This window comes from Legionella sp. W05-934-2, assembly GCF_964199965.1.
In the GTDB taxonomy this organism is placed as follows: domain Bacteria; phylum Pseudomonadota; class Gammaproteobacteria; order Legionellales; family Legionellaceae; genus JAFIFT01.
The window spans coordinates 110991-131447 of record NZ_CAXMZT010000001.1 but is presented as its reverse complement, the minus strand read 5'-3'; the positions used below and the strand labels follow the sequence as shown (position 1 = coordinate 131447).

The following is a 20457-nucleotide window of genomic DNA, read 5'->3' as shown; positions in this document are numbered from 1 at the left end:
ATTAAGCTTCCCTATCGTCGGTCATTAAACCCACTTGTTCGGCACCTGCTTGCTTGAGTTGCGACATGGCTGTGATCACCCTTCCGTAGGGCACACCTTGGTCACCTTTTACCAAAACTTTAGGCGCTTGTTTTTTTTCAGCTGCGATACGTAATTCTGCCGCAACTCTTACCATTAAATCTTTCGCTGAGATAGGTGACTCTGGATTAGTAGCCTTATTTAAAAAATATTGCCCTTCCTTGTCAACACTCACAATTATCGGCTCTACGCCATCGGTTTGTATTGCTTCACTAGTCGCTTTCGGTAATTCAACTTGTACCCCTTGACTTAATATTGGCGCAGTTATCATGAAAATAACCAATAACACCAACATCACATCAACGTAGGGGACTACATTAATTTCTGCGACCGGCGCTAGTCTAGATTGCTTTGTTTGTTTCATTGACATCATCCCGGCTATCAGCCAACGTTTGTCTTTCAAAAATCAATAACAACTCTTCTTGGAATAATTGGTGCTCAAACACAATTTGCTGGCTTTTTTGTTGTAAACGATTATAAGCAATAACTGCCGGTATTGCAGCAAATAAGCCAAGGGCAGTGGCAAATAGTGCTTCAGATAACCCAGGCGCTACCATGGCAATCGTTGCTTGACGAACTTGTCCTAGGGCATGGAAAGCATTCATAATGCCCCAAACTGTACCAAACAAACCGACAAATGGAGCAATTGCCCCTACCGAAGCTAATATCGTGTGATGGGCTGTTAATTCATTTTCCTCTTTGAGAGCTGATATTTGCATAACACGCTCAATAGGTTCTAAGGTTGTTTTGCCAGCACGATGATAACGCAAAAACTCTTTAAATCCACGTTTAAAGATACTGGCTAGACCAGAAGTATCTTCTTTATCGACACTCGCATAGAGCCTTCCTAAATCCGTGGAAGTTTCAAAAGCCTTCATAAATTTTTTATCATCTTGTTGTTTTGCATAAATAAAAGCGGAACGATATAAAATCAATGCCCAAGAAAACAATGAAGCAAGAATTAAACCAAGCATGACAGATTTAACTACGATATCTGCTTGTGCAAAATACGATAAGAAACTAATATTTCCTAACACGTCTTACTCCTATCATTCGTTTGATTATAAATTACTCTGTGTCAGCAGTTTCTGTCAATGGCGAGCCATAAAATTGATAAGCCAACTCGGTTGCAACTCGCCCTCTCGGAGTGCGCATGAGAAAACCTTGTTGAATTAAATACGGTTCTATGACGTCCTCTATTGTCCCTTTTTCTTCACCTATTGAGGCGGATATGCTATCGATACCAACCGGTCCGCCATCAAATCGCTCTATTACTGCCTTAATTAATTTTCGATCCATGATATCGAACCCGTGCTTATCAACATCCATCATTGATAAAGCTTCTTCTGCAATCGTAGCGGTAATAATACCTTTCCCAATCACTTCAGCATAATCTCTAACACGTCTTAGTAATCGATTAGCAATTCTTGGTGTTCCACGTGAGCGTTTAGCTATCTCATAAGCCCCTTCCGCTTCTGTCTGAACCTTCAATAACTTAGCTGAACGTTTAACAATTTGCGTGAGGGCATTGATGTCATAGTATTCTAACCTTTGAACAATTCCAAATCGATCTCGCAATGGAGACGTTAGCAAACCGGCACGGGTGGTTGCACCAATCAAGGTAAAAGGAGGCAAATCAAGTTTGATTGAACGTGCAGCAGGTCCTTCACCTATCATAATATCTAACTTATAATCTTCCATGGCGGGATATAAAATTTCTTCGATTACGGGACTTAAACGATGTATTTCATCAATAAATAACACATCGTTTTTTTCTAAATTTGTCAGCATAGCGGCAATATCACCAGCCCGTTCTAAAACCGGCCCCGATGTTTGACGCAGATTCACATTCATTTCATTGGCTATGATATTGGCCAGGGTTGTCTTGCCTAACCCGGGAGGGCCAAATATTAGCACATGGTCAAGCGCGTCGGCTCGCTTGATAGCGGCATTGATAAAAATCTCCATTTGCGCACAAACAGCATCTTGGCCTATATAATCAGCTAGTTTCAATGGGCGTATAGCCCTATCGATAACATCTTCTCGGGGTTCGGTAATGGCACTAATGACGCGATCACTTTCTAACATGGCGATACTCTTATTTTTTTATCTTTTTTATACCAACCGACTTCTCATTCCTACCGCTTGTTATCGGAAGCTCTGTGTTTGCAAAAGAAAAGCTTTTAGCATTACCCTGAATAATTGTAGGATAACCTGTTACGCTTCATATTCTATCAATATCATCCGTGAGTTTCCATTAGATTATCCGAATCAATAAACATAAATAATGATAGTCCTCTTCTGCGATCTGATCTTTATAAATTGGTAAAAGATAGCTATTACCTGAACAATCAAACCGTATTACCAATAACCAGCCTAATTGACATATCAACGTTGCACTCTGATAACTTTTTTCCTTAGCGCCGTTTAAAATTAACCACTTATCTTCTCGAGACAGGATCCTCAAAGGCAATTGGCTATCTTTTTTTCTGAGATGGATATAAAGGTAAAACAACAACCCTATTAACAACAGAGTTTTTGCAAACCAACTTATGGGTGAGAACAAAACAGCCATACTGGTCACCCCAAAAACACAGGCAATCAATTTTTTTTCAAGATTTGATTGCGTTAGTGTGATAGAGAGACAACACAAATTGGACACTATCTTGGTCTTCCTTATCGGTTGGTTGCTCAAATTCCATCAGCCAAGCATATAAATAACTATCTTGGTGATGAAGAAGTTTTTCAAATTTTTCAAATTCGCCCTCTGTCATGGCATCTAAATGATGCTCAAGAATGTGGTTAAAAATAATATCTAATTCTAATAACCCTCGACGACATTGCCAGGCAATTTTTGCTTTCCGTTCTTTTGCGATCATGGCTTACTCATACATTGATAGAAGGCAAATCCTACACTAAAATAGTCAACTTTGACAATGATTCGATTTACTTTTATAAGTTAAGCTTCTATGTCATTTCCTGTATTTTCCATCTGTCAGACATGGCGGGATGGTGCCCAAGGGGAAGATTAGGGATTGATGAATAGGAGGTATTATTTTATGTGTCGCACTTTATCCTTGAGACTTTTACTATGAAACAATATACCATTAACGATCGTGTTTATACCTATTCATCCGATTTATCCTCTGAATTGGAAGTCAATTCCGATGAGACCTACTTGTGCCAACTTGATTACTTACACTGTATTTCTGTGAAGGGTGATAAAGCCGGATCGTTTCTTCAAGGCCAATTGAGCTGTGATATTAATTCAATCGATAGCACGCATTATCGCACAGGGATGTTGTGCAGTCTGAAAGGCAGAATAATTGCTCTGATGGATGTTATCCATTGTCATGACTATCAATTAGTCATGGAAAAGGATATCACGGCAAGAACCCTGTCCGTGCTTGAAAAAGCAGCGCTTATTAGTCATGTACAATTAAAGCCAAGCACTCGCTACTCCGTTTTAGGTGTCATTGGCCCGGTTGAAAAAATTGATTTACCAATCACCCCTCCATTGAAATCAGATACACTCAATCAAAACGAAGAAGCATGCCTCTATCGGATTGCTGAAAACATGCATATTCTCCTCCTACAAAATGAGGTTGCCGATATATTAATTAAAAACAATCAAACGATGATGAAAGGTTCATTGCTTTGGCATTACTATTGTCTAAAAATCAATCGACCGGCAATCTATGGATGCACACAAGGACAATTTTTGCCCCACCGTCTAGACTTCCATTTGCAGCCAACTATGATCAGCCTGGAAAAGGGTTGCTTTCGTGGTCAGGAAATTATCGCTCGCACCCATTACCTTGCAAAATTGAAACATGGCTATTTCACTTATGTGAGCCATTTACAACCTGAAACGTTAGATAAAATAATGCTAAATGATATAGAAATAGGTGAAGTGATTGACTGGTGTCCCATGGGTGAAAATCAGTTCTTAATCGCCGCTAGTATTAAAAAGGAGGAAGTGGATCCCTTTTTAAAATCGCTTTCTTAGTCTCTCAAGCACACTAAAGGCAAAGCTAAATACAGAAAGAAGTGATTCATGAGAATCTATTATTATTCAAGCGAGGACATAAATTTGTCATGAGCCGCTTGTTCTTCATCTGTCGCTTTGATGACAATGCCATTGTGAACAATCGCCGTTTTTTGGTCTGTCATACCATCGGTTGATTGACGGGGTTGCTCTGTCACCAACTGTTCAAAAAGACTTGTTTGACCGCCCGTCATCGCCAGATAGACTGACGCCAAAATTTCAGCATCAAGTAAAGCACCATGTAATTGACGATTTGTATTATCAATATCGTAGCGTTTGCATAGCGCGTCTAGATTATTACGTTGCCCCGGATGTTTCTTTTTTGCAAGAACCAGTGTGTCGATAATCGAACAATATTTATGTAAATTTTTCTTCCATCCTACCTTTGCTAGTTCCATGTTAATGAAACCCACATCAAATGGTGCGTTGTGAATGATTAATTCACAACCGTTTATGAAAGACATAAATTCTTCGACAATGTCAGCAAATTTTGGTTTGTCGGCTAGAAATTCATTACTAATACCATGAACCTGAAATGCAGCATCCTCAACCGCTCGTTCAGGATTGATATAGCAGTGATAATGGCAACCGGTTATTTTTCGATCCACCACCTCAACACAACCTATCTCGATAATTCGATGCTCTTCAGGTGAGATGCCCGTTGTTTCAGTATCTAATACAATTTGCCTAGTCATAATGGTAATTTAATCACTCAAAGTTTTTATTGCGCTAGTTGCCAACCTATCTGCTCGTTCATTTTCAGGATGCCCTGCATGCCCTTTCACCCAATGCCAATGGATATCATGTTTTTGTGCTAAGGTATCTAATTCTTGCCATAGATCGGCATTTTTCACAGGTTTGTTTTGCGCATTTCGCCATTGCTTTTGTTTCCAGGCATTCAGCCATTCCGTCATCCCTCGTCTCACGTACTGTGAATCAGTGTATACATCAACTCGACAGCTACGCTTTAGAGCCTGTAAGGCTTTAATCGCAGCCATTAATTCCATTCGATTATTGGTGGTTAATGCTTCAGCACCACTCAATTCCTTTTCATGATCTTTATAGCGTAAAATCGCGCCCCAACCGCCCGGACCGGGATTACCTTGACAAGCACCGTCAGTATAAATTTCAATGGTCATAAAAATATATCATCAAATGGTTCAATATTAGGGTTGATTGAGTAGGGTTTAAAATCAACGACTCCCGCATTGCGCAGAACCTCTTCGTCAATAAAAAAATGCCCCGTGATTAGCTTGGATGGTTGGGTTAATATCCAATGTGCCGCATCGGCTACAATCGTTGGTTTTCGACTCGATTCATAAATTTCTTTTGGGAAATGGACGCGAACGGCATCGGTTGCGATTGTTGTCCTTGGCCAAAGCGAGTTCACTGCAATACCAAACGCGCTTAACTCTTCAGATAAACCGAGGGTGCACATGCTCATGCCATATTTGCTCATGGTGTAAGCCAAATGAGGGCCAAACCATTTGGCATGCATAGTTAGCGGTGGAGAAAGTGTTAGAATATGCGGATTATTCGATTTTTTTAAATGCGGTATGGCATGCTTTGAGCACATATAGGTTGCTCTGACATTGACAGCATGCATTAAATCATAGCGTTTCATGTCCGTATCTAGCGTATTAGTTAAACTAATAGCACTTGCATTATTGACCAGACAGTCCAACCCACCAAAATGCGATACGGTTTGTTCAATGGCATTTTTGACTTGATCTTCAAAGCGAACATCGCAAGTGATTGGTAATGCTTTGCCACCTGCGTCTTCAATTTCTTTCGCAACCGTAAATATCGTACCCGCTAACGTTGGATGGGGTTTATCTGACTTTGCTGCGATAGCAATGTTTGCACCCTGTGCAGCAAATTTTAAAGCGATCTCACGCCCAATGCCTCGACTTGCGCCAGTTATCAATAATGTTTGAGTCATGCTTTGTCCTTGAATTTTAAACGTCCAATCCACTTGAGAAATAGACGCATTAGTTTACCATATGGCGGATAAAGCCAGGAAGCAGGCGCGAGATTTCTCTGTATAAATATGGGTTTCAACATACTAAAACGATCAAACCCTTCTTGGCCATGATAACAGCCCATGCCGCTTTCACCAACCCCGCCAAACGGCAGGTCATCCACAGCAATATGCATGATAGTGTCATTAATCGTTAGGGCACCACTCAGTTGTCGCTTGCTAACTAATTCAATTTCAGCCTTATTTTTACCAAAATAATACAAAGCAAGTGGGTTGCGGTGCTTATCAACATAAGAAACAGCTTGATCAAATGTTTCATAGCCAATCACCGGCAAGATGGGCCCAAAAATTTCTTCCTGCATCAATATCATATCATCAGAAGGATTCAACACTAACGTTAAGGGCATCTTCCTCAACTCATTGTTTATGTCACCCAAACAAATAACCGTGGCACCTTTTATCTTAGCATCCTCTAATAATCGAATTAATCGTTGAAAATGCGATGGCGATATAATACTACTATAATGATCATTGTTGGGCATATTGGGGTAACGTTTATCAATAAATTCCCGCACTAACTGCTCAAATCGATTAGTAGCGCTAGTGGGCATTAGAACATAATCAGGGGCGATGCATGTTTGACCCGCATTAAAGCATTTACCCATTAATAGGCGATGAAGATAATGATCGGGACAGGAGGTTGATATTAATGCAGGCGACTTCCCCCCCAGCTCTAAGGTGACCGGTGTTAAATTCTCACTTGCAGCACGCATTACTTGTCTACCCACCGTCGTTGATCCTGTGAATATTAAATGACCAAAGGGTAGACTTGCAAAACGTTTTCCTAATGTAACATCGCCATTAATCAAACAGACATCTTCTTTTGGAAAAGTTTTTTCAATGAGTGAGGCTATCAACTCGCCTGTTTTCGGTGTCAATTCAGAAAACTTAATCATAACACGGTTCCCAGCTGCCAATGCATATGCAGCTGGCACTAATGATAAATAAAGAGGATAATTCCAAGGTGATATGACGCCAACGACACCCAAAGCTTGGGGCTGGACATAAGCCTTGGCGGGTTGAAACAGGTAAGATACCTTTTTTCGTCTCGGTTTTGCCCACTTTTTCATATTTTTTAAGCAATATTTTATCGCTTTGAGTGTGGGGAATAACTCAAGGAAATATGTTTCTTTCGTTGACCGATGTAAAAAATCACTGTTTATTGCAGCCGAGATATCCTCGGCATGCTCTTGGAGTAAATCAGCTAACCTACGCAAATAGTCCTGTCGAGTTGACAAAGGCAAATCACCTTGCTGACGCCAGGTTTTTACTGTCAGTTCAAACCGCTGTGCTAATTGTTCACAATCCATATGAAATTCCTAATGTTCGATTTTTTCCCAATCGCTAATTTTAATGTTGAACAATATTAGCATACTCTCCGGCAAGAACTGACTCTTTAATAATTGCAATATCCGGCGCGTGAACTCGGTCAACATCATAAAACTTTACTTTGCTACGAATTAACTGATGCAGTTTTTGTGTTACTGGTGCCAGTTTATCAACATTAAGAAAATCTGCACCTTGTGCTGCAGATATTAATTCAATCGCCACAATAGTAGCGGTATTATCAATCATCGAGCTGAGTCGAAGAGCAGCTGAGGTCGCCATCGAAACATGATCTTCTTGATTCGCTGAAGTGGGTATACTATCGACCACATGGGGATGAGCAAGGGCCTTATTATCACTTGCACAGGCGGCCGCAGTCACTTGTGGCATCATAAACCCAGAGTTTAATCCATTATCTTTTACTAAAAAAGCAGGCAGTCCACTGAATTTCTCATCAATTAGTAATGCAATTCTTCTTTCGGATAAAGAACCGATTTCTGCAATCGACAAAGCTAAATTATCAGCCATCATCGCTATCATTTCACCATGAAAGTTTCCACCCGATATGATATCTTCATCTTTTGCAAACACTAAGGGATTATCCGATACGCTATTCATTTCCACTGTTAATGTTTCTTTCACCCAATTTATTTGGTGTAATATCGCGCCCATGACTTGTGGTTGACATCGTATTGAATATGGGTTTTGTACGGGTTTGTTTAAACTCGCCTGATCTCGATTGACTTGGCTACCCTGAAAAATTTGGCGAAACAATGTTGCTACTTGAATTTGCGCCGCATGCCCCTTGACCTGCTGAATTCTGTCATCAAATGGAACTAAACATGCGGACATGGCTTCTGTCGTTAAGCTACCAGCAAGAATTGCCGCATGAAACACCACTTCCGTTTGCCATAACGCATTTAAAGCAATCGCTTGGGAAACTTGTAAGCCATTCACGAGCGCCAACCCCTCTTTTGGCTCTAATGTTAATGGAGCCAAACCAAATTTATTAAGCCCATCAACAGCAGTCAGCACATCATTCTTGTAATTAAAGTAACCTTCACCGATTAATGGCAGCGACATATGTGCTAAGGGCACTAGATCACCCGAGGCGCCAACAGATCCCTTTTCAGGAATAATCGGCAAAAGTTGGCTGTTATAAAAGAATATAAGCCGCTCTATTAGCTCAACTCGCACACCCGAATATCCCATAGATAAGCTATTGATTTTCAATAATAAGATCATCCGTGTTATACGCTTAGAGAGTGCAGGACCAATGCCGCAAGCATGGGAAACCAAAGCATGGTATTGTAATGTGTGCAACTTTTCTTCGGATATAATGCGATTTGCTAATAACCCCAGACCGGTATTAATCCCATAGACCACCTGCTTTTTAGCAACGATCTTTTCAACAACAGCCCTGGATAAATTGATGTCAGCAACAGCGGAAGGCTCCAATGCTATCTGAATTGTCTCGTTATCAACTAAATAGTTGCATTCATCCCAACTTAAATGCCCAGGCTTAAGATAAAATATTTTGGACATGGCAAAAACTCCTAATCAATCATAGGTAACCATAGTTTATTCTTTTTGGCGCAATTAATTGCCAAGTCATACCCCGCATCTGCATGTCGCATCACACCAGTAGCTGGATCATGATGCAAAACGCGTTTTAACCTTTGTTCCGCTTCAGGTGTGCCATCTGCAACAATGACCATACCAGCATGCTGAGAATAGCCCATGCCTACACCACCGCCATGGTGGATGCTCACCCATGTTGCACCACTAGCGCAATTTAATAGTGCATTCAACAATGGCCAATCTGAGACAGCATCCGAGCCATCTTTCATGCCCTCGGTTTCTCGATTTGGGCTTGCCACTGAGCCCGAATCAAGGTGGTCTCGTCCTATGACAATAGGCGCTTTTAACTCGCCACGCCGCACCATGTCATTAAAGGCAACACCGATTGTTGCTCGATGTTCCAATCCAAGCCAGCATATTCGCGATGGCAGTCCTTGAAACTGGATTTTCTCTTTTGCTTTATCCAACCATTGATGGAGGTGGACATCATCCGGAATGAGCTCTTTAACTTTTGCATCCGTGGCAAAAATGTCATCCGCTTCGCCCGATAAAGCAACCCAGCGAAAAGGGCCGATGCCTTCACAAAACAAGGGGCGGATAAATTCAAGTACAAACCCTGGAATATCAAAGGCGTTTTTAACGCCATGATTAAACGCTTCCTGTCTAATATTATTTCCATAATCAAACACGGGTATACCCATTTTTTGAAAGGCTAACATGGCTTTTACTTGGTTTGCCATCGATTGACGGGCAAGGGTGATATATTGGTTCGGCTCTTTAACGCGTAGAATAGCCGCCTTTTCCATAGTATACCCTTGAGGGATATAACCATTCAGCGGGTCATGAGCAGACGTTTGATCGGTGACCGCATCCGGTATAATCTTTTGGTCGAGAAGCTGTTGATAGACGTCAGCAGCATTGCCCAATAAGCCAACGGAAATTGGTTTTTTCTTTTCACAAGCGCTTTGGATGAGCGCATAAGCTTCGGATAAGGAATCAACTTTGTAGTCCAAATAACCTGTATCTAGGCGTTTTTGGATACGTTGTGGATCACATTCAACAGCCAGCATCGATGCACCAGCCATGACAGCAGCAAGCGGTTGAGCCCCACCCATGCCACCTAACCCACCCGTTAAAATCCATCGCCCTTCCCAGCTGCCTTGATAATATTTTGTTGCACAAGCCATAAAAGTTTCATATGTCCCCTGCACAATCCCTTGGGAACCGATATAAATCCAACTTCCGGCAGTCATCTGGCCGTACATCATTAACCCAGCTTTATCTAATTGATGAAAATGCTCCCAGTTTGCCCAATGAGGAACAAGATTTGAATTAGCGATGAGTACGCGAGGGGCGTCTTGATGTGTCTCAAAAACGCCAACCGGTTTACCCGACTGAACAAGCAATGTTTGAGTAGGCGTTAATGATTCAAGGACATCTAATATTTTTTTCAAACACGCTTGATTTCTAGCTGCCTTGCCAAGTCCGCCATACACAATTAGTTCATCTGGGTTTTCTGCGACTTCAGGATTTAAATTATTACAAAGCATGCGTATTGCTGCTTCTGTTTGCCAACAACTCGCAACGCGATCACTACCTGTTCGTGCTTTAATCACAGCTTAATCCTTGTCCATATTGATTTCGGTTAATTATACCCAAGAATGTTTAAAATGCTAGGGCACGCTCTCATTCCATAATTATTTCATTTTCAACCGTTAAAATGATATAATAATGGCCATCAATTGCTTTCTATAGACAGGTTTATGTCAAAATCCACAACCAAACATCCCCGATCGCTGATTATATTTTGTGGTACTGAGCTCTGGGAAAGGTATGGTTTTTATGCAGTACAATCCCTTCTAGCATTGTATCTCACCCAGTTTTTTTCATGGCCCGATGATCGCATCTATAATTTGGTTGGCACGTTTACTGCGCTAACTTATTTATCTCCTGTGATTGGTGGGTGGATAGCAGACCGATTAATTGGTCAAAAATATGCGGTGATTGTAGGCAGCATTTTTCTATGCGGGAGCTATTTATTACTCTCGATGTCACATGATACGCATTCGTTACCCATTTCACTTGCTTGTATTGCGATTGGTACGGGTTTAATCAAGCCCAATATATCCGCCATGCTCGGCAATGAATATGATGTTGATTCTCCCTATCGAGAACGGGGATTTACCCTCTTTTATATGGGTATCACAACCGGTATTATTTTAGGTACAACCTTACCGAGTATTTTAACATGGTACTTTAATTGGTCTGCTGCATTTATTAGTGGGGCGATAGGCATGGTTTTTGCCTTGATCTTGTTTGTAGTTGGTTGTCAGATATTTAAAATTCGAAATCGCCTACAACAACCATTCGAATTAATCAATGGATTTTACGCTTTCGTGCTTCTAGCGCTGTCAGGTGTGATTTTTTGGTTTATATTAAGTACCCCAACATTTGCTGCCTCAACATTTGCTATTATTTTTTTAGGATCAATTGCCTATCTCATTCAATCCATTCGCACAGATAGCAAACATCAGGCAAAGTTGACAATGATAATTTGTTGCCTGTGTTGTATTTCAATTCTATTTTGGGCGTTTTATTTTCAAATGTTCACCTCGCTTACGTTGTTTATTGAGCGAGTGGTTATGCCCGATGTATTTGGCGTACAATTCCCTCCCCCCTATTATGTCAGTATCCAAAGTGTGGGAATGCTATTTTTTGGGTTAATATTAACCAGAAATCGACGAAAATTATCCGTCCAGGAAGTCGCTAAACGCACGAATGTGAAATTCTTTCTCGCAATGATCTGCATGAGTTTAGCGTATTTATTTATTACCTGGGTCTGTTATCGCTCCGTTATGAGTATTGACAAAATTCAACCTCTGCTCATTATTCCTGCTTACCTACTCATCTCAATCGCTGAGTTGCTGTTATCGCCTGTTGGCTTAGCGGCTATAACTACGTTGGCAAGCAAATCCCATGTGAGCACAATGATGGGCATATTCTTTGTATCCCTGGGGTTAGGCGGGTATTTATCAGGAATCTTAGCCACATTCACTGCGGTAAATTATCATCCAAACAGCCCTTTAATGATAGTTAAAATGCATTATCTTGATAGCTTTAATTTATTATCGTTTATCATGTTTATCGCCACAGTATTTAGCTTTATCTTTTTTAGGCTTATCAATAAGATCATTTTAGCGATGGACTCATCGGAAATTTAATCAACTAAAATACCCGCAATAGTCTTTAAAGCACGCAATGTTCCTGTTAGAATATACGACTTTTTTAAACAAACTCACTCTATGACCCAAAAAACATTACTCGAAAGAATTATTCATGAACTCGAAGAAGCAAAGGCCAATCAAATCGACGTTATTGATGTTTCAGATAAAACTTCTGTTACCAATTGTATGGTGATATGCTCAGGTCGATCAACAAGGCATGTGAAATCTACTGCGGAAATATTAGTGGAAAAATTAAAACATGCTGGTTTCCAACCAATAAGCAAAGAAGGTATCGATCGCGGAGAATGGGCACTCATTGATTACAATGACATCATTGTCCATATCATGCATCCCGATCACCGTGCATACTATAATCTCGAAGAATTATGGCAAAAAGCACGCCCTCAAGAGGATCATGGTTAAGCTAACAATTATTTGTCTTGGTAATAAAATGCCCAACTGGGTCAATGAGGCAGTTACTATCTTTAGCAAACGATTAAAAGAATTCTGCCAGGTTCAATTAATTGAAATTCCATTGCAAAAGCGGGGTAAAGTTCATAGCTTCAAAACAATTCAAGACAAAGAAGCTGAAAACATGATTAAACACATTCCCAATGGTTCCTATGTGATTGCTCTGGATATTAATGGGACCGCCATGACAAGCGAACAATTGGCGGCGCGGGTTTGTCAGCTTCAACAAACAAAACCCCATTGGTGTCTTCTAATCGGAGGGCCTGAAGGGATACCAAACCCGGTAATGGATTTAGTTCATGAAAACTGGTCATTATCGAACTTAACACTGCCACACCCGATTGCTCGTATTGTTTTATTCGAATCGCTATATCGTAGCTGGACAATCCTAAGCGATCACCCTTATCATAAGTAGTTGTTAAAAAACAGTGGCGTCAATGTGACTTATTCAGATTATCCTCATCACACAAATAATCAGCCCCAGCAAAGTAATCGTCTATTTATTTTGTATGCGCTGGTTTTCTGCTTTGCTGCAATTTTGTTAATTCGACTAGCCTATCTGCAATTGTCACAACATGGGCGCTACCAACTGCTTTCACTCAAAAACCAGTTAAATACCATTCCTATCGCTCCGCCAAGAGGAATTATTACGGATCGAAATGGGGTGGTTTTAGCAGATAACATCCCCGTTTATTCATTAGAAATCATACCAGAACGTATAAAAAACTTACCTAAAACACTGGAACGGCTTAAACACTTATTGCCATCTATCACCGATGAAGACATCGAAACCTTTAACAAAAGCCGATTAGCTAGCCGATCGTTTTTGCCAACACCTTTTAAACTGAAATTGAATGAAGATGAAGTGGCCCGCTTTGCTGTTAATCAATTCAAATTTCCAGGCGTTTTGATTAAAGCGCGTTTAATGCGCAGTTACCCTTATAGCCAGGCAACTTCACATGTCGTTGGCTTCGTCGGTAGGATTAATACAAAAGAACTGGCTATTGTCGATAATCAAAATTACCGTGCCACCAATTTTATTGGCAAAACAGGCATTGAAAAATTCTACGAACCGTTATTACATGGTCGAATAGGGTATCGACAAGTTGAAGCAGATGTCAGCGGCAGAATACTAAAGACAATTGATGAACGGCCCCCTCTTTCTGGTGACAAATTAACATTGTCGCTCGATATTAACATTCAACTTGCTGCACATTATGCATTAAATAATAAGCGAGGTGCAGTGGTTGTCATTGACACTCACAATGGCGAAATTCTTGCATTGGCGAGCACGCCATCATTTGATAGTAATTTATTTGTCAATGGCATTTCACAAGCTAATTACCAAGATTTGCTCAATGATCCGGATAAGCCATTATTTAATCGAGCTATTCGAGGACTCTACCCTCCCGCGTCAACCATCAAACCCTATATTGCGTTAGCTGGGCTAGAGAGTGGTATTGTGACAAGTCAAACAAGAATTTTTGATAAAGGTTGGTATCAAATTCGTGGAGCGAGCCACGTTTATCGAGATTGGAAAAAGTTTGGCCATGGTATGGTTGACTTATCCAAAGCGATAAGGGTATCTTGTGATACCTTTTTTTATCAGCTCGGTGAGCGATTAGGGATCTCAGGAATTGAAGCGATGTTATCGCAATTTGGGTTTGGACAGCTAACTCACATCGATTTGCCTGACGAATTAGGCGGCATATTACCTACTGCTCGTTGGAAGCGCGAAACAAAACATAAACCGTGGTATGGTGGGGATACCATTATAACCAGTATTGGGCAAGGATTTATGCTTAGCACACCCTTGCAATTAGCGAGAGCTTCTGCAGCCTTAGGCTCAAAAGGCAGGCACTATCGCCCTCATGTACTAAAATCTGTGAGCAACCTGGGTCAAAACGTTTCATTAGACATTAGTCCCTTAGAGGAATACCCTGTTGATGTCGGTGATAAAAACAATTGGACGTTTATTAGTGAATCCATGACCAGAGTCATTACCAGCCCGGACGGTACTGGTTACCGTTATGGAAAAAATGTACCCTATTCGATTGCAGCGAAAACGGGTACTGCGCAAGTACACAGCGCCAAAAAATACGATCGAAAAAAATATACTGAGATACCCGAGCGATTGAGGGATCATTCGTTATTTATTGCATTTGTTCCTGCTGAATCGCCTGAAATTGCGGTAGCAGTCGTGTTAGAGAATGATCATATTGCACCCAATATTGCTCGTAAAGTCATCGATGCTTACTTTGAATCCAAGAAACAACATGAAAAATCAAAACATACATAATCCCATCTATCGATTAACAAAACGGGCACTTCATATTGATTTTCCGTTACTCGGGGCATTATTAATGCTGATGTGCTTTGGCTTGATTATTTTATACAGCGCCTCCAACGAAGATATGAACGTCATGAATCGTCAGTTCATTAGACTTTGCTTTGCTTTGTTAGTCATGATTGTATTTGCATTCATCCCACCACACCGTTACAAACTTTGGTCACCCTGGCTTTATATTTCTGGATTAATGTTATTGATTGCCGTTATGGTTCTTGGAAAGATAGGGAAAGGCGCTCAAAGATGGCTAGAACTTGGCTTATTCCGCTTTCAACCCTCTGAGATAATGAAGCTTGCTGTGCCAATGATGGCGGCTTGGTATATCGACCAGAAAGGCGGGTTACATAAACAATCCACTTGGATCATTACCTTGGCTATTATTCTGGTGCCTACGTTGATAATCGCCAAACAGCCTGACCTTGGCACTGCTATAATGGTTGCTTCAGCAGGCTTATGTGTCATCTTTTTAGCAGGCCTTAGTTACCGCATTATCTTTTCCGCCACTTGCCTTGGTCTTTCAGCACTTCCTATTTTGTGGCATTTTCTCCATGACTATCAAAAAAAGCGGGTGATGATGCTACTAAATCCTGAAAAAGATCCGTTAGGCGCAGGCTATCATATCATTCAATCTAAGATTGCTATAGGATCCGGTGGCCTTGCTGGCAAAGGGTGGTTACAAGGAAGTCAATCTCATTTGAATTTTTTGCCTGAGCATGCCACTGACTTCATTTTCGCCGTTTGCGGTGAAGAATTTGGCTACTTTGGTTCTTTTATACTAATTGCAATGATTATCTGTATCACCCTTCGCGGTTTACAAATTGCCTTGCAAGCACAGACAAACTATACGCGAATGCTTGCCGGTAGTTTGAGTTTCACCTTTTTCATATCTGCTTTTGTGAATATTGGTATGGTTATGGGGATATTGCCCGTTGTAGGAATTCCGTTGCCTCTCGTAAGCTATGGCGGCACAGCCATGGTAACCTTCATGGCCGGATTTGGTGTCCTCATGTCAATTAGTACACATAAGATTCTATTTCACCAAGGCCACTAGGTTATTATTGCTACTATCGACAACATGACTTTCTTGAGCAGTCGATGGTTGAATATCCGGTTGGGGATTTTGTATCGACTCCACTGCCTCGTCTAAGCCTGACCAATTTTTCGTTTTTACAAAATCTAGAATTTGATTTAATTTCTCATGTTCTTTTAATGAAGTTGACCAAACATTGAGGTATTTAGGTGAGTTTAAGTCAATTTCGCCTGCAATGATAGCATCAGATAAATTTTTTAGTATCGCACACAGTTCATCGTATTTGTTATAGTGGAATTTTTTTAAACAATAAATCACTAAAAATAATACCAAGTGTTGTTTAGAATTAAGTTGCTTCAAATGTGATAAAGCAAAAAACGGATTATTAATGCTCGTTCCATGTCGTGCTTTGCAAAATAGGTCATAATCTGTTTTATTAGCAAACATGGGCAAACGCATTCTCAAAAAAATGGGGTATATATAAATAAAAAAACGCATCCTATCGGTATAGTGTCTTGATATCAATAAATTCGAGAGTGATTTACTAATCTTGGATTTTGCTGATTCAGTTGGTTGTGTTAGTGCATTAGGTGCAGCGTTATTGTTGGCATCAGGTAAATCAAAACGGCGTGCTAACAAATCAATTCTTTTTTGGCTGACACCATGTTGCTTAGCAATGGGGACTAATTGATCAAACAATGGTTTATTTTGGCGAAAACAACAATGCACCAGAATTGCCTCAATCGACTGAAAACTTTCAAACATCAGTTGCGAAGGATGGTAACCGTCATCGTGTTTATTTTTGCTATAAAGGTAATTTAAATGCCGCATGGTCTCTTGATAGCCCTTTTCAACAAGCTCTTTTTGTTTATCTGTAGGAACACTAAACTGCGTTGATGGTACATCGGCGTGTAACAAAACCGTGGTAAAACTTTGTTGAACCATTTTAATTCGATCCCATTCCCATGCGCTAACCGGATCTTGTATCCCTGATATTAATTGATAAAACCAATTTGCTAACCAAGACTCTCGATATATCCTCTGCCGGAACCCATTAAGCATGCCTTCTTCTGTGCCATTATCAAAACAAAAACCAAGCGATTCGATACTATAACCATACCGAGAGCTTAGCAATGACTTGTCATGACCAATGAAAGCCTCTGTTGGAAAATTGCTAGTTAGACCACCATCCGTATGAGGAACCCCTTGAAATTCAGGGGGTTTATATAAGGGGGGAATGCTTCCTGACATCTCACCTGCATGACTGAGTTCCAGATCCGGTGTTGTTTTGAGCGAGAAATAACTGGCTCTTTGCGCCTCTAAGTTGCTAGCAGTAATAATGAGTTCATCGCCCAATCCGCAGTCAGGATATCGCTTTTTTAAATTCGCCAACGATCGAAAGGTAATTTTACCTAAATTAAACACTTCATCATTTAGAAATTTTCGCCCATCTTCTGATTTATCAATGTGATAGCGATTAATAATTTCTAAAACTTTTAAACCAATCACATAGTCCAATCCGGCTTTAAGAGCCGTTGTTTTTGAATAACCCGTTTTATCCCACTCGTTATAAAGCAGGACTTCTCGGTTAAAATCAGCAAAATATTTTTCAACTTGCTCAGGCTCATAGTTTAAGTAAGCCAAAATTGACATAATCGCCCCGGCTGAACTTCCCGCATATGCCGTAAAAGGTATGCCCATTTCTCGACAGGCTCGATAGCCACCAACCAATGAAAATATTTTACCGCCACCGCCTGAGCAGACTAAATTTTTATAACCCGACCATATTTCCCGAACTTGATAGACACCATTTTGTTTGGTAATGCGAATCTGCTCATTTTCAAATAAAACGTGTTGTGTTGATGCAACTAGTGGTTGAGCCTTACTGGTTTTTTCCTCATCTTGATCCGAAGGACTATCTTGCCATAACGAAACAACAAACTTTATCAATGACGTTGTGAATTGAAGAATCCAACGCCAAAGTTGGACATACCAGGCTAGATTTTCCTCAATGAATTCTGTTTTGCGGAATTCAGCCATGGCTTGATATCGATAGTCTTTATGACTGGGTAAAACATCGATTGATAGTGGGTGGGGCTCATTGAGCTCATGATAGATCCTGTCATCGACTTTATTAACTTTAACAAGCTTGTCAACTATGCCAGGCGTAAGCACAATCCGCCTACTGTTCCGTGCTTTTTCTAAATTCTCCTTATTTTTCTTAAAGGAAAATAAGTTCTCTAAATGGGTATGCTTAAACTCAAATAGCCAGCCTTGTTTGCCTGTTTGTAGTGTAAATCCATGTAATTGAAAATCAGGGTTTAAATTCTTTTTTGTTGCCAAAGGCCAGTAAGACGTTTCAACTGAACCAAATAACCAGTTATAAAATCGTCCCCACCACGAGAGAGGTACTTCAACGGTGTAGCCTCGGTGATCATTATTAACATACCCCTCCCAGAAGCTATAACTACATTGGTTTTGATGAGGATCTAATAACCAGGTTTTCAATTTATAACGATAACTTGGATCCAGTTGGGTTAAGTCAACAACAAAGCTATGCCCCTCTATTAAATTTTCGAATAAGGTTTTACTTGAATCCGGAAACTGGCCATTCACTTGCAATAATCCTTCACGTGCAAGCAATATTATCTTTTGAAATAAAATAAGATTACGTGGATGTTCTTGTTTCTCAAATATTTCTGACAGGTTTTGCTGATATGCCGTCATTTATCAGTTTCCATATTAAAAGCACGCCTATCATACCATGTAAAATGAAAGATCAATAAATGTCAATTGATTATTTTTAGCCTATGATTGAAAGAAGAGTCCTGTCAGGCACATAGCCCGACAGTATTCCATTTAGGATCATTGTTGCCAAAGATCGACAAACTGATTGACAGGCATTTGATTCAAATATGTTGAATCGTCGCACACTTTGATGAGTTGAGCGACTTTACTATCATCAAAGCGCGTGGATAAATTATGTTTGAACTTTTCAATTAAAACCGGGATGCCTTCCTTGCGTCTACGCTTATGACCAATTGGATATTCAATCGTTACTAACTCGCTGCTACTACCGTCTGTAAAATGGAGGCGCATACTATTGGCAATAGAGCGTTTTTGTGGATCGAGATAATCATCGCTAAACTGCTTATTTTCTTTTACTGTCATTTTAGAGCGCAATGTATCAATGATCGGGTTATTTGCTGTTTCATTTTCATAGTGCTCGGCTTTAAGATCACCAAATGCCAGCCCCACTGCAACCATATATTGCAAGCAATGATCCCTATCTGCCGGATTATGCAGTTCGCCTTGTTTTGAAATGATACGAATAGCTGACTCATGGGTAACAAGTTCTATCTCTTTAATTTCATCGAGTCGATGCTGATAATCTTGATGAAGTTTAACCGCACATTCAACTGCTGTTTGAGCATGAAATTCCGCAGGATAGGATAATTTGAACAACACATTTTCCATCACATAGCTATCAAATGGTTGGGGAAGTTCAAACGTTTGCCCCTTAAATAACACATCATAAAAGCCCCATGTCTTCACACTGAGTGCCGATGGATAACCCATTTCGCCACGCTTTGCGATGATCGCAAGACGGACAGCTCTGGCACACGCATCGCCTGCAGCCCACGATTTTCTTGAGCCCGCATTGGGTGCATGTCGATAGGTTCTTAATGATTGGCCATCCACAAACACTTGCGACAGCGTCCGTAGTAGTTGATCCCTATCTGCACCCAATAATTGGGCTGTGACAGCAGCACTGGCCAACTTAACTAAAATAACATGATCTAATCCCACACGGTTAAAGCTGTTTTTTAAAGCCATTACCCCCTGAATTTCATGGGCTTTGATCATCGCTGTCATCACCTGATGCATGGTTATTGGCGATTTACCCTGCTTTATCGCTTGACGAGATAAATAATCGGATACCGCTAAAATTGCCCCTAAATTATCCGATGGATGCCCCCATTCCGCCGCTAACCAGGTATCATTAAAGTCAAGCCAACGCACCATCGTGCCAAAGTTGAAGGCCCCTTCCACCGGATCCAATTGATAAGGCGTGCCAGGCACTTTAAATCCATTATCGAGTGTTGCTCCTGGAACGATGGGGCCGAGCATGTTTTGGCAAGCCTTGAAGTTGAGCGCTAACATAGCACATCCCATTGAATCCATTAAGCAAAGTCGTGCTGTTTCATAGGCCTCTTTGCTGAGGATGGTTTTATCCAGCACATAATCAGCAATGGACTGCATGACAGCATCATAATCAGGCTTTACATTTTCTTCGACAAAATGGGACAT

General features: G+C 40.6%; 19 protein-coding genes. 6 read left to right on the top strand and 13 right to left on the bottom strand.

The genetic code is table 11. The annotated features are described in order from the left end of the window. Position 1 precedes the first annotated feature (1 nt). From tolR to AB3348_RS00590, 5 genes are all read right to left on the bottom strand, one after another. Entirely contained in the window at positions 2-442 is a 441-nt protein-coding gene (tolR, locus tag AB3348_RS00610; protein ID WP_367605602.1) for a protein TolR, read from the bottom strand. Then, positions 420-1115: a protein TolQ gene (tolQ, locus tag AB3348_RS00605; RefSeq protein WP_367605601.1), complete on the bottom strand. Its 696-nt coding sequence runs from the start codon at positions 1113-1115 to the stop codon at positions 420-422. The genes tolR and tolQ overlap by 23 nt, the downstream gene beginning before the upstream one ends. Before the next feature lie 31 nt (positions 1116-1146). Next, positions 1147-2166 (bottom strand): Holliday junction branch migration DNA helicase RuvB, encoded by a 1020-nt coding sequence (ruvB, locus tag AB3348_RS00600; RefSeq protein ID WP_367605600.1) that lies wholly within the window; start codon positions 2164-2166, stop codon positions 1147-1149. A 169-nt stretch (positions 2167-2335) separates the two neighbouring features. Further along, positions 2336-2662, bottom strand: coding sequence for a hypothetical protein (locus tag AB3348_RS00595; RefSeq protein WP_367605865.1), 327 nt, complete (start codon positions 2660-2662; stop codon positions 2336-2338). Positions 2663-2690: 28 nt separating this feature from the next. Beyond that, positions 2691-2957: a succinate dehydrogenase assembly factor 2 gene (locus tag AB3348_RS00590; RefSeq protein ID WP_367605599.1), complete on the bottom strand. Its 267-nt coding sequence runs from the start codon at positions 2955-2957 to the stop codon at positions 2691-2693. A 212-nt stretch (positions 2958-3169) separates the two neighbouring features. Between AB3348_RS00590 and AB3348_RS00585 the strand changes: the two genes are divergently transcribed. After that, positions 3170-4087 (top strand): folate-binding protein YgfZ, encoded by a 918-nt coding sequence (locus tag AB3348_RS00585; RefSeq protein WP_367605598.1) that lies wholly within the window; start codon positions 3170-3172, stop codon positions 4085-4087. A gap of 62 nt (positions 4088-4149) precedes the next feature. On the opposite strand, the gene dnaQ is transcribed toward AB3348_RS00585, so the two are convergent. From dnaQ to hutU, 6 genes are read right to left on the bottom strand one after another with little or no spacing between them, the layout of a single operon-like run. Further along, positions 4150-4821, bottom strand: a complete 672-nt coding sequence (dnaQ, locus tag AB3348_RS00580; RefSeq protein ID WP_367605597.1) for a DNA polymerase III subunit epsilon — start codon at positions 4819-4821, stop codon at positions 4150-4152. Positions 4822-4830: 9 nt separating this feature from the next. Further along, on the bottom strand, positions 4831-5265 hold the full coding sequence (rnhA, locus tag AB3348_RS00575) for a ribonuclease HI (protein ID WP_367605596.1): 435 nt from the start codon (positions 5263-5265) through the stop codon (positions 4831-4833). Next, positions 5262-6068, bottom strand: a complete 807-nt coding sequence (locus AB3348_RS00570) for an SDR family oxidoreductase (RefSeq protein ID WP_367605595.1) — start codon at positions 6066-6068, stop codon at positions 5262-5264. The genes rnhA and AB3348_RS00570 overlap by 4 nt, the downstream gene beginning before the upstream one ends. After that, positions 6065-7477 (bottom strand): coniferyl aldehyde dehydrogenase, encoded by a 1413-nt coding sequence (locus AB3348_RS00565; protein WP_367605594.1) that lies wholly within the window; start codon positions 7475-7477, stop codon positions 6065-6067. The genes AB3348_RS00570 and AB3348_RS00565 overlap by 4 nt, the downstream gene beginning before the upstream one ends. Before the next feature lie 40 nt (positions 7478-7517). Further along, positions 7518-9038, bottom strand: coding sequence for a histidine ammonia-lyase (hutH, locus tag AB3348_RS00560; RefSeq protein ID WP_367605593.1), 1521 nt, complete (start codon positions 9036-9038; stop codon positions 7518-7520). 11 nt (positions 9039-9049) lie between these two features. Continuing rightward, positions 9050-10690, bottom strand: coding sequence for a urocanate hydratase (hutU, locus tag AB3348_RS00555; protein WP_367605592.1), 1641 nt, complete (start codon positions 10688-10690; stop codon positions 9050-9052). A gap of 147 nt (positions 10691-10837) precedes the next feature. Between hutU and AB3348_RS00550 the strand changes: the two genes are divergently transcribed. From AB3348_RS00550 to rodA, 5 genes are all read left to right on the top strand, one after another. Continuing rightward, positions 10838-12295 carry a peptide MFS transporter gene (locus AB3348_RS00550; protein ID WP_367605591.1) on the top strand — a complete coding sequence of 486 codons (1458 nt, stop codon included), beginning with the start codon at positions 10838-10840 and terminating at the stop codon, positions 12293-12295. Positions 12296-12376: 81 nt separating this feature from the next. Then, complete coding sequence (gene rsfS / locus AB3348_RS00545) at positions 12377-12721, top strand: ribosome silencing factor (protein ID WP_367605590.1); 345 nt, start codon at positions 12377-12379, stop codon at positions 12719-12721. Beyond that, the gene (rlmH, locus tag AB3348_RS00540; protein ID WP_367605589.1) at positions 12714-13184 is read left to right on the top strand and encodes a 23S rRNA (pseudouridine(1915)-N(3))-methyltransferase RlmH; all 471 of its coding nucleotides are present in this window, start codon (positions 12714-12716) and stop codon (positions 13182-13184) included. Before rsfS ends, rlmH begins: the two co-directional genes overlap by 8 nt. Before the next feature lie 24 nt (positions 13185-13208). Further along, entirely contained in the window at positions 13209-15068 is a 1860-nt protein-coding gene (mrdA, locus tag AB3348_RS00535) for a penicillin-binding protein 2 (RefSeq protein WP_367605588.1), read from the top strand. Beyond that, entirely contained in the window at positions 15046-16167 is a 1122-nt protein-coding gene (gene rodA / locus AB3348_RS00530; protein ID WP_367605587.1) for a rod shape-determining protein RodA, read from the top strand. The genes mrdA and rodA overlap by 23 nt, the downstream gene beginning before the upstream one ends. Here the strand turns inward: rodA and AB3348_RS00525 are convergent. Further along, on the bottom strand, positions 16147-18873 hold the full coding sequence (locus AB3348_RS00525; protein WP_367605586.1) for a patatin-like phospholipase family protein: 2727 nt from the start codon (positions 18871-18873) through the stop codon (positions 16147-16149). The genes rodA and AB3348_RS00525 overlap by 21 nt on opposite strands. Before the next feature lie 138 nt (positions 18874-19011). Then, positions 19012-20457 (bottom strand): bifunctional 2-methylcitrate dehydratase/aconitate hydratase, encoded by a 1446-nt coding sequence (locus AB3348_RS00520; RefSeq protein WP_367605585.1) that lies wholly within the window; start codon positions 20455-20457, stop codon positions 19012-19014.

Bases quoted from the DNA above. Each gene is read 5' to 3' on its own strand.
- AB3348_RS00570 (WP_367605595.1), bottom strand. From the start codon at position 6,068: ATGACTCAAACATTATTGATAACTGGCGCAAGTCGAGGCATTGGGCGT.
- rodA (WP_367605587.1), top strand. From the start codon at position 15,046: ATGAAAAATCAAAACATACATAATCCCATCTATCGATTAACAAAACGG.
- dnaQ (WP_367605597.1), bottom strand. From the start codon at position 4,821: ATGACTAGGCAAATTGTATTAGATACTGAAACAACGGGCATCTCACCT.
- AB3348_RS00550 (WP_367605591.1), top strand. From the start codon at position 10,838: ATGTCAAAATCCACAACCAAACATCCCCGATCGCTGATTATATTTTGT.
- rlmH (WP_367605589.1), top strand. From the start codon at position 12,714: ATGGTTAAGCTAACAATTATTTGTCTTGGTAATAAAATGCCCAACTGG.
- AB3348_RS00520 (WP_367605585.1), bottom strand. From the start codon at position 20,457: ATGTCCCATTTTGTCGAAGAAAATGTAAAGCCTGATTATGATGCTGTC.
- rsfS (WP_367605590.1), top strand. From the start codon at position 12,377: ATGACCCAAAAAACATTACTCGAAAGAATTATTCATGAACTCGAAGAA.
- hutH (WP_367605593.1), bottom strand. From the start codon at position 9,038: ATGTCCAAAATATTTTATCTTAAGCCTGGGCATTTAAGTTGGGATGAA.
- AB3348_RS00565 (WP_367605594.1), bottom strand. From the start codon at position 7,477: ATGGATTGTGAACAATTAGCACAGCGGTTTGAACTGACAGTAAAAACC.
- tolR (WP_367605602.1), bottom strand. From the start codon at position 442: ATGAAACAAACAAAGCAATCTAGACTAGCGCCGGTCGCAGAAATTAAT.
- AB3348_RS00590 (WP_367605599.1), bottom strand. From the start codon at position 2,957: ATGATCGCAAAAGAACGGAAAGCAAAAATTGCCTGGCAATGTCGTCGA.
- ruvB (WP_367605600.1), bottom strand. From the start codon at position 2,166: ATGTTAGAAAGTGATCGCGTCATTAGTGCCATTACCGAACCCCGAGAA.
- rnhA (WP_367605596.1), bottom strand. From the start codon at position 5,265: ATGACCATTGAAATTTATACTGACGGTGCTTGTCAAGGTAATCCCGGT.
- AB3348_RS00525 (WP_367605586.1), bottom strand. From the start codon at position 18,873: ATGACGGCATATCAGCAAAACCTGTCAGAAATATTTGAGAAACAAGAA.
- AB3348_RS00585 (WP_367605598.1), top strand. From the start codon at position 3,170: ATGAAACAATATACCATTAACGATCGTGTTTATACCTATTCATCCGAT.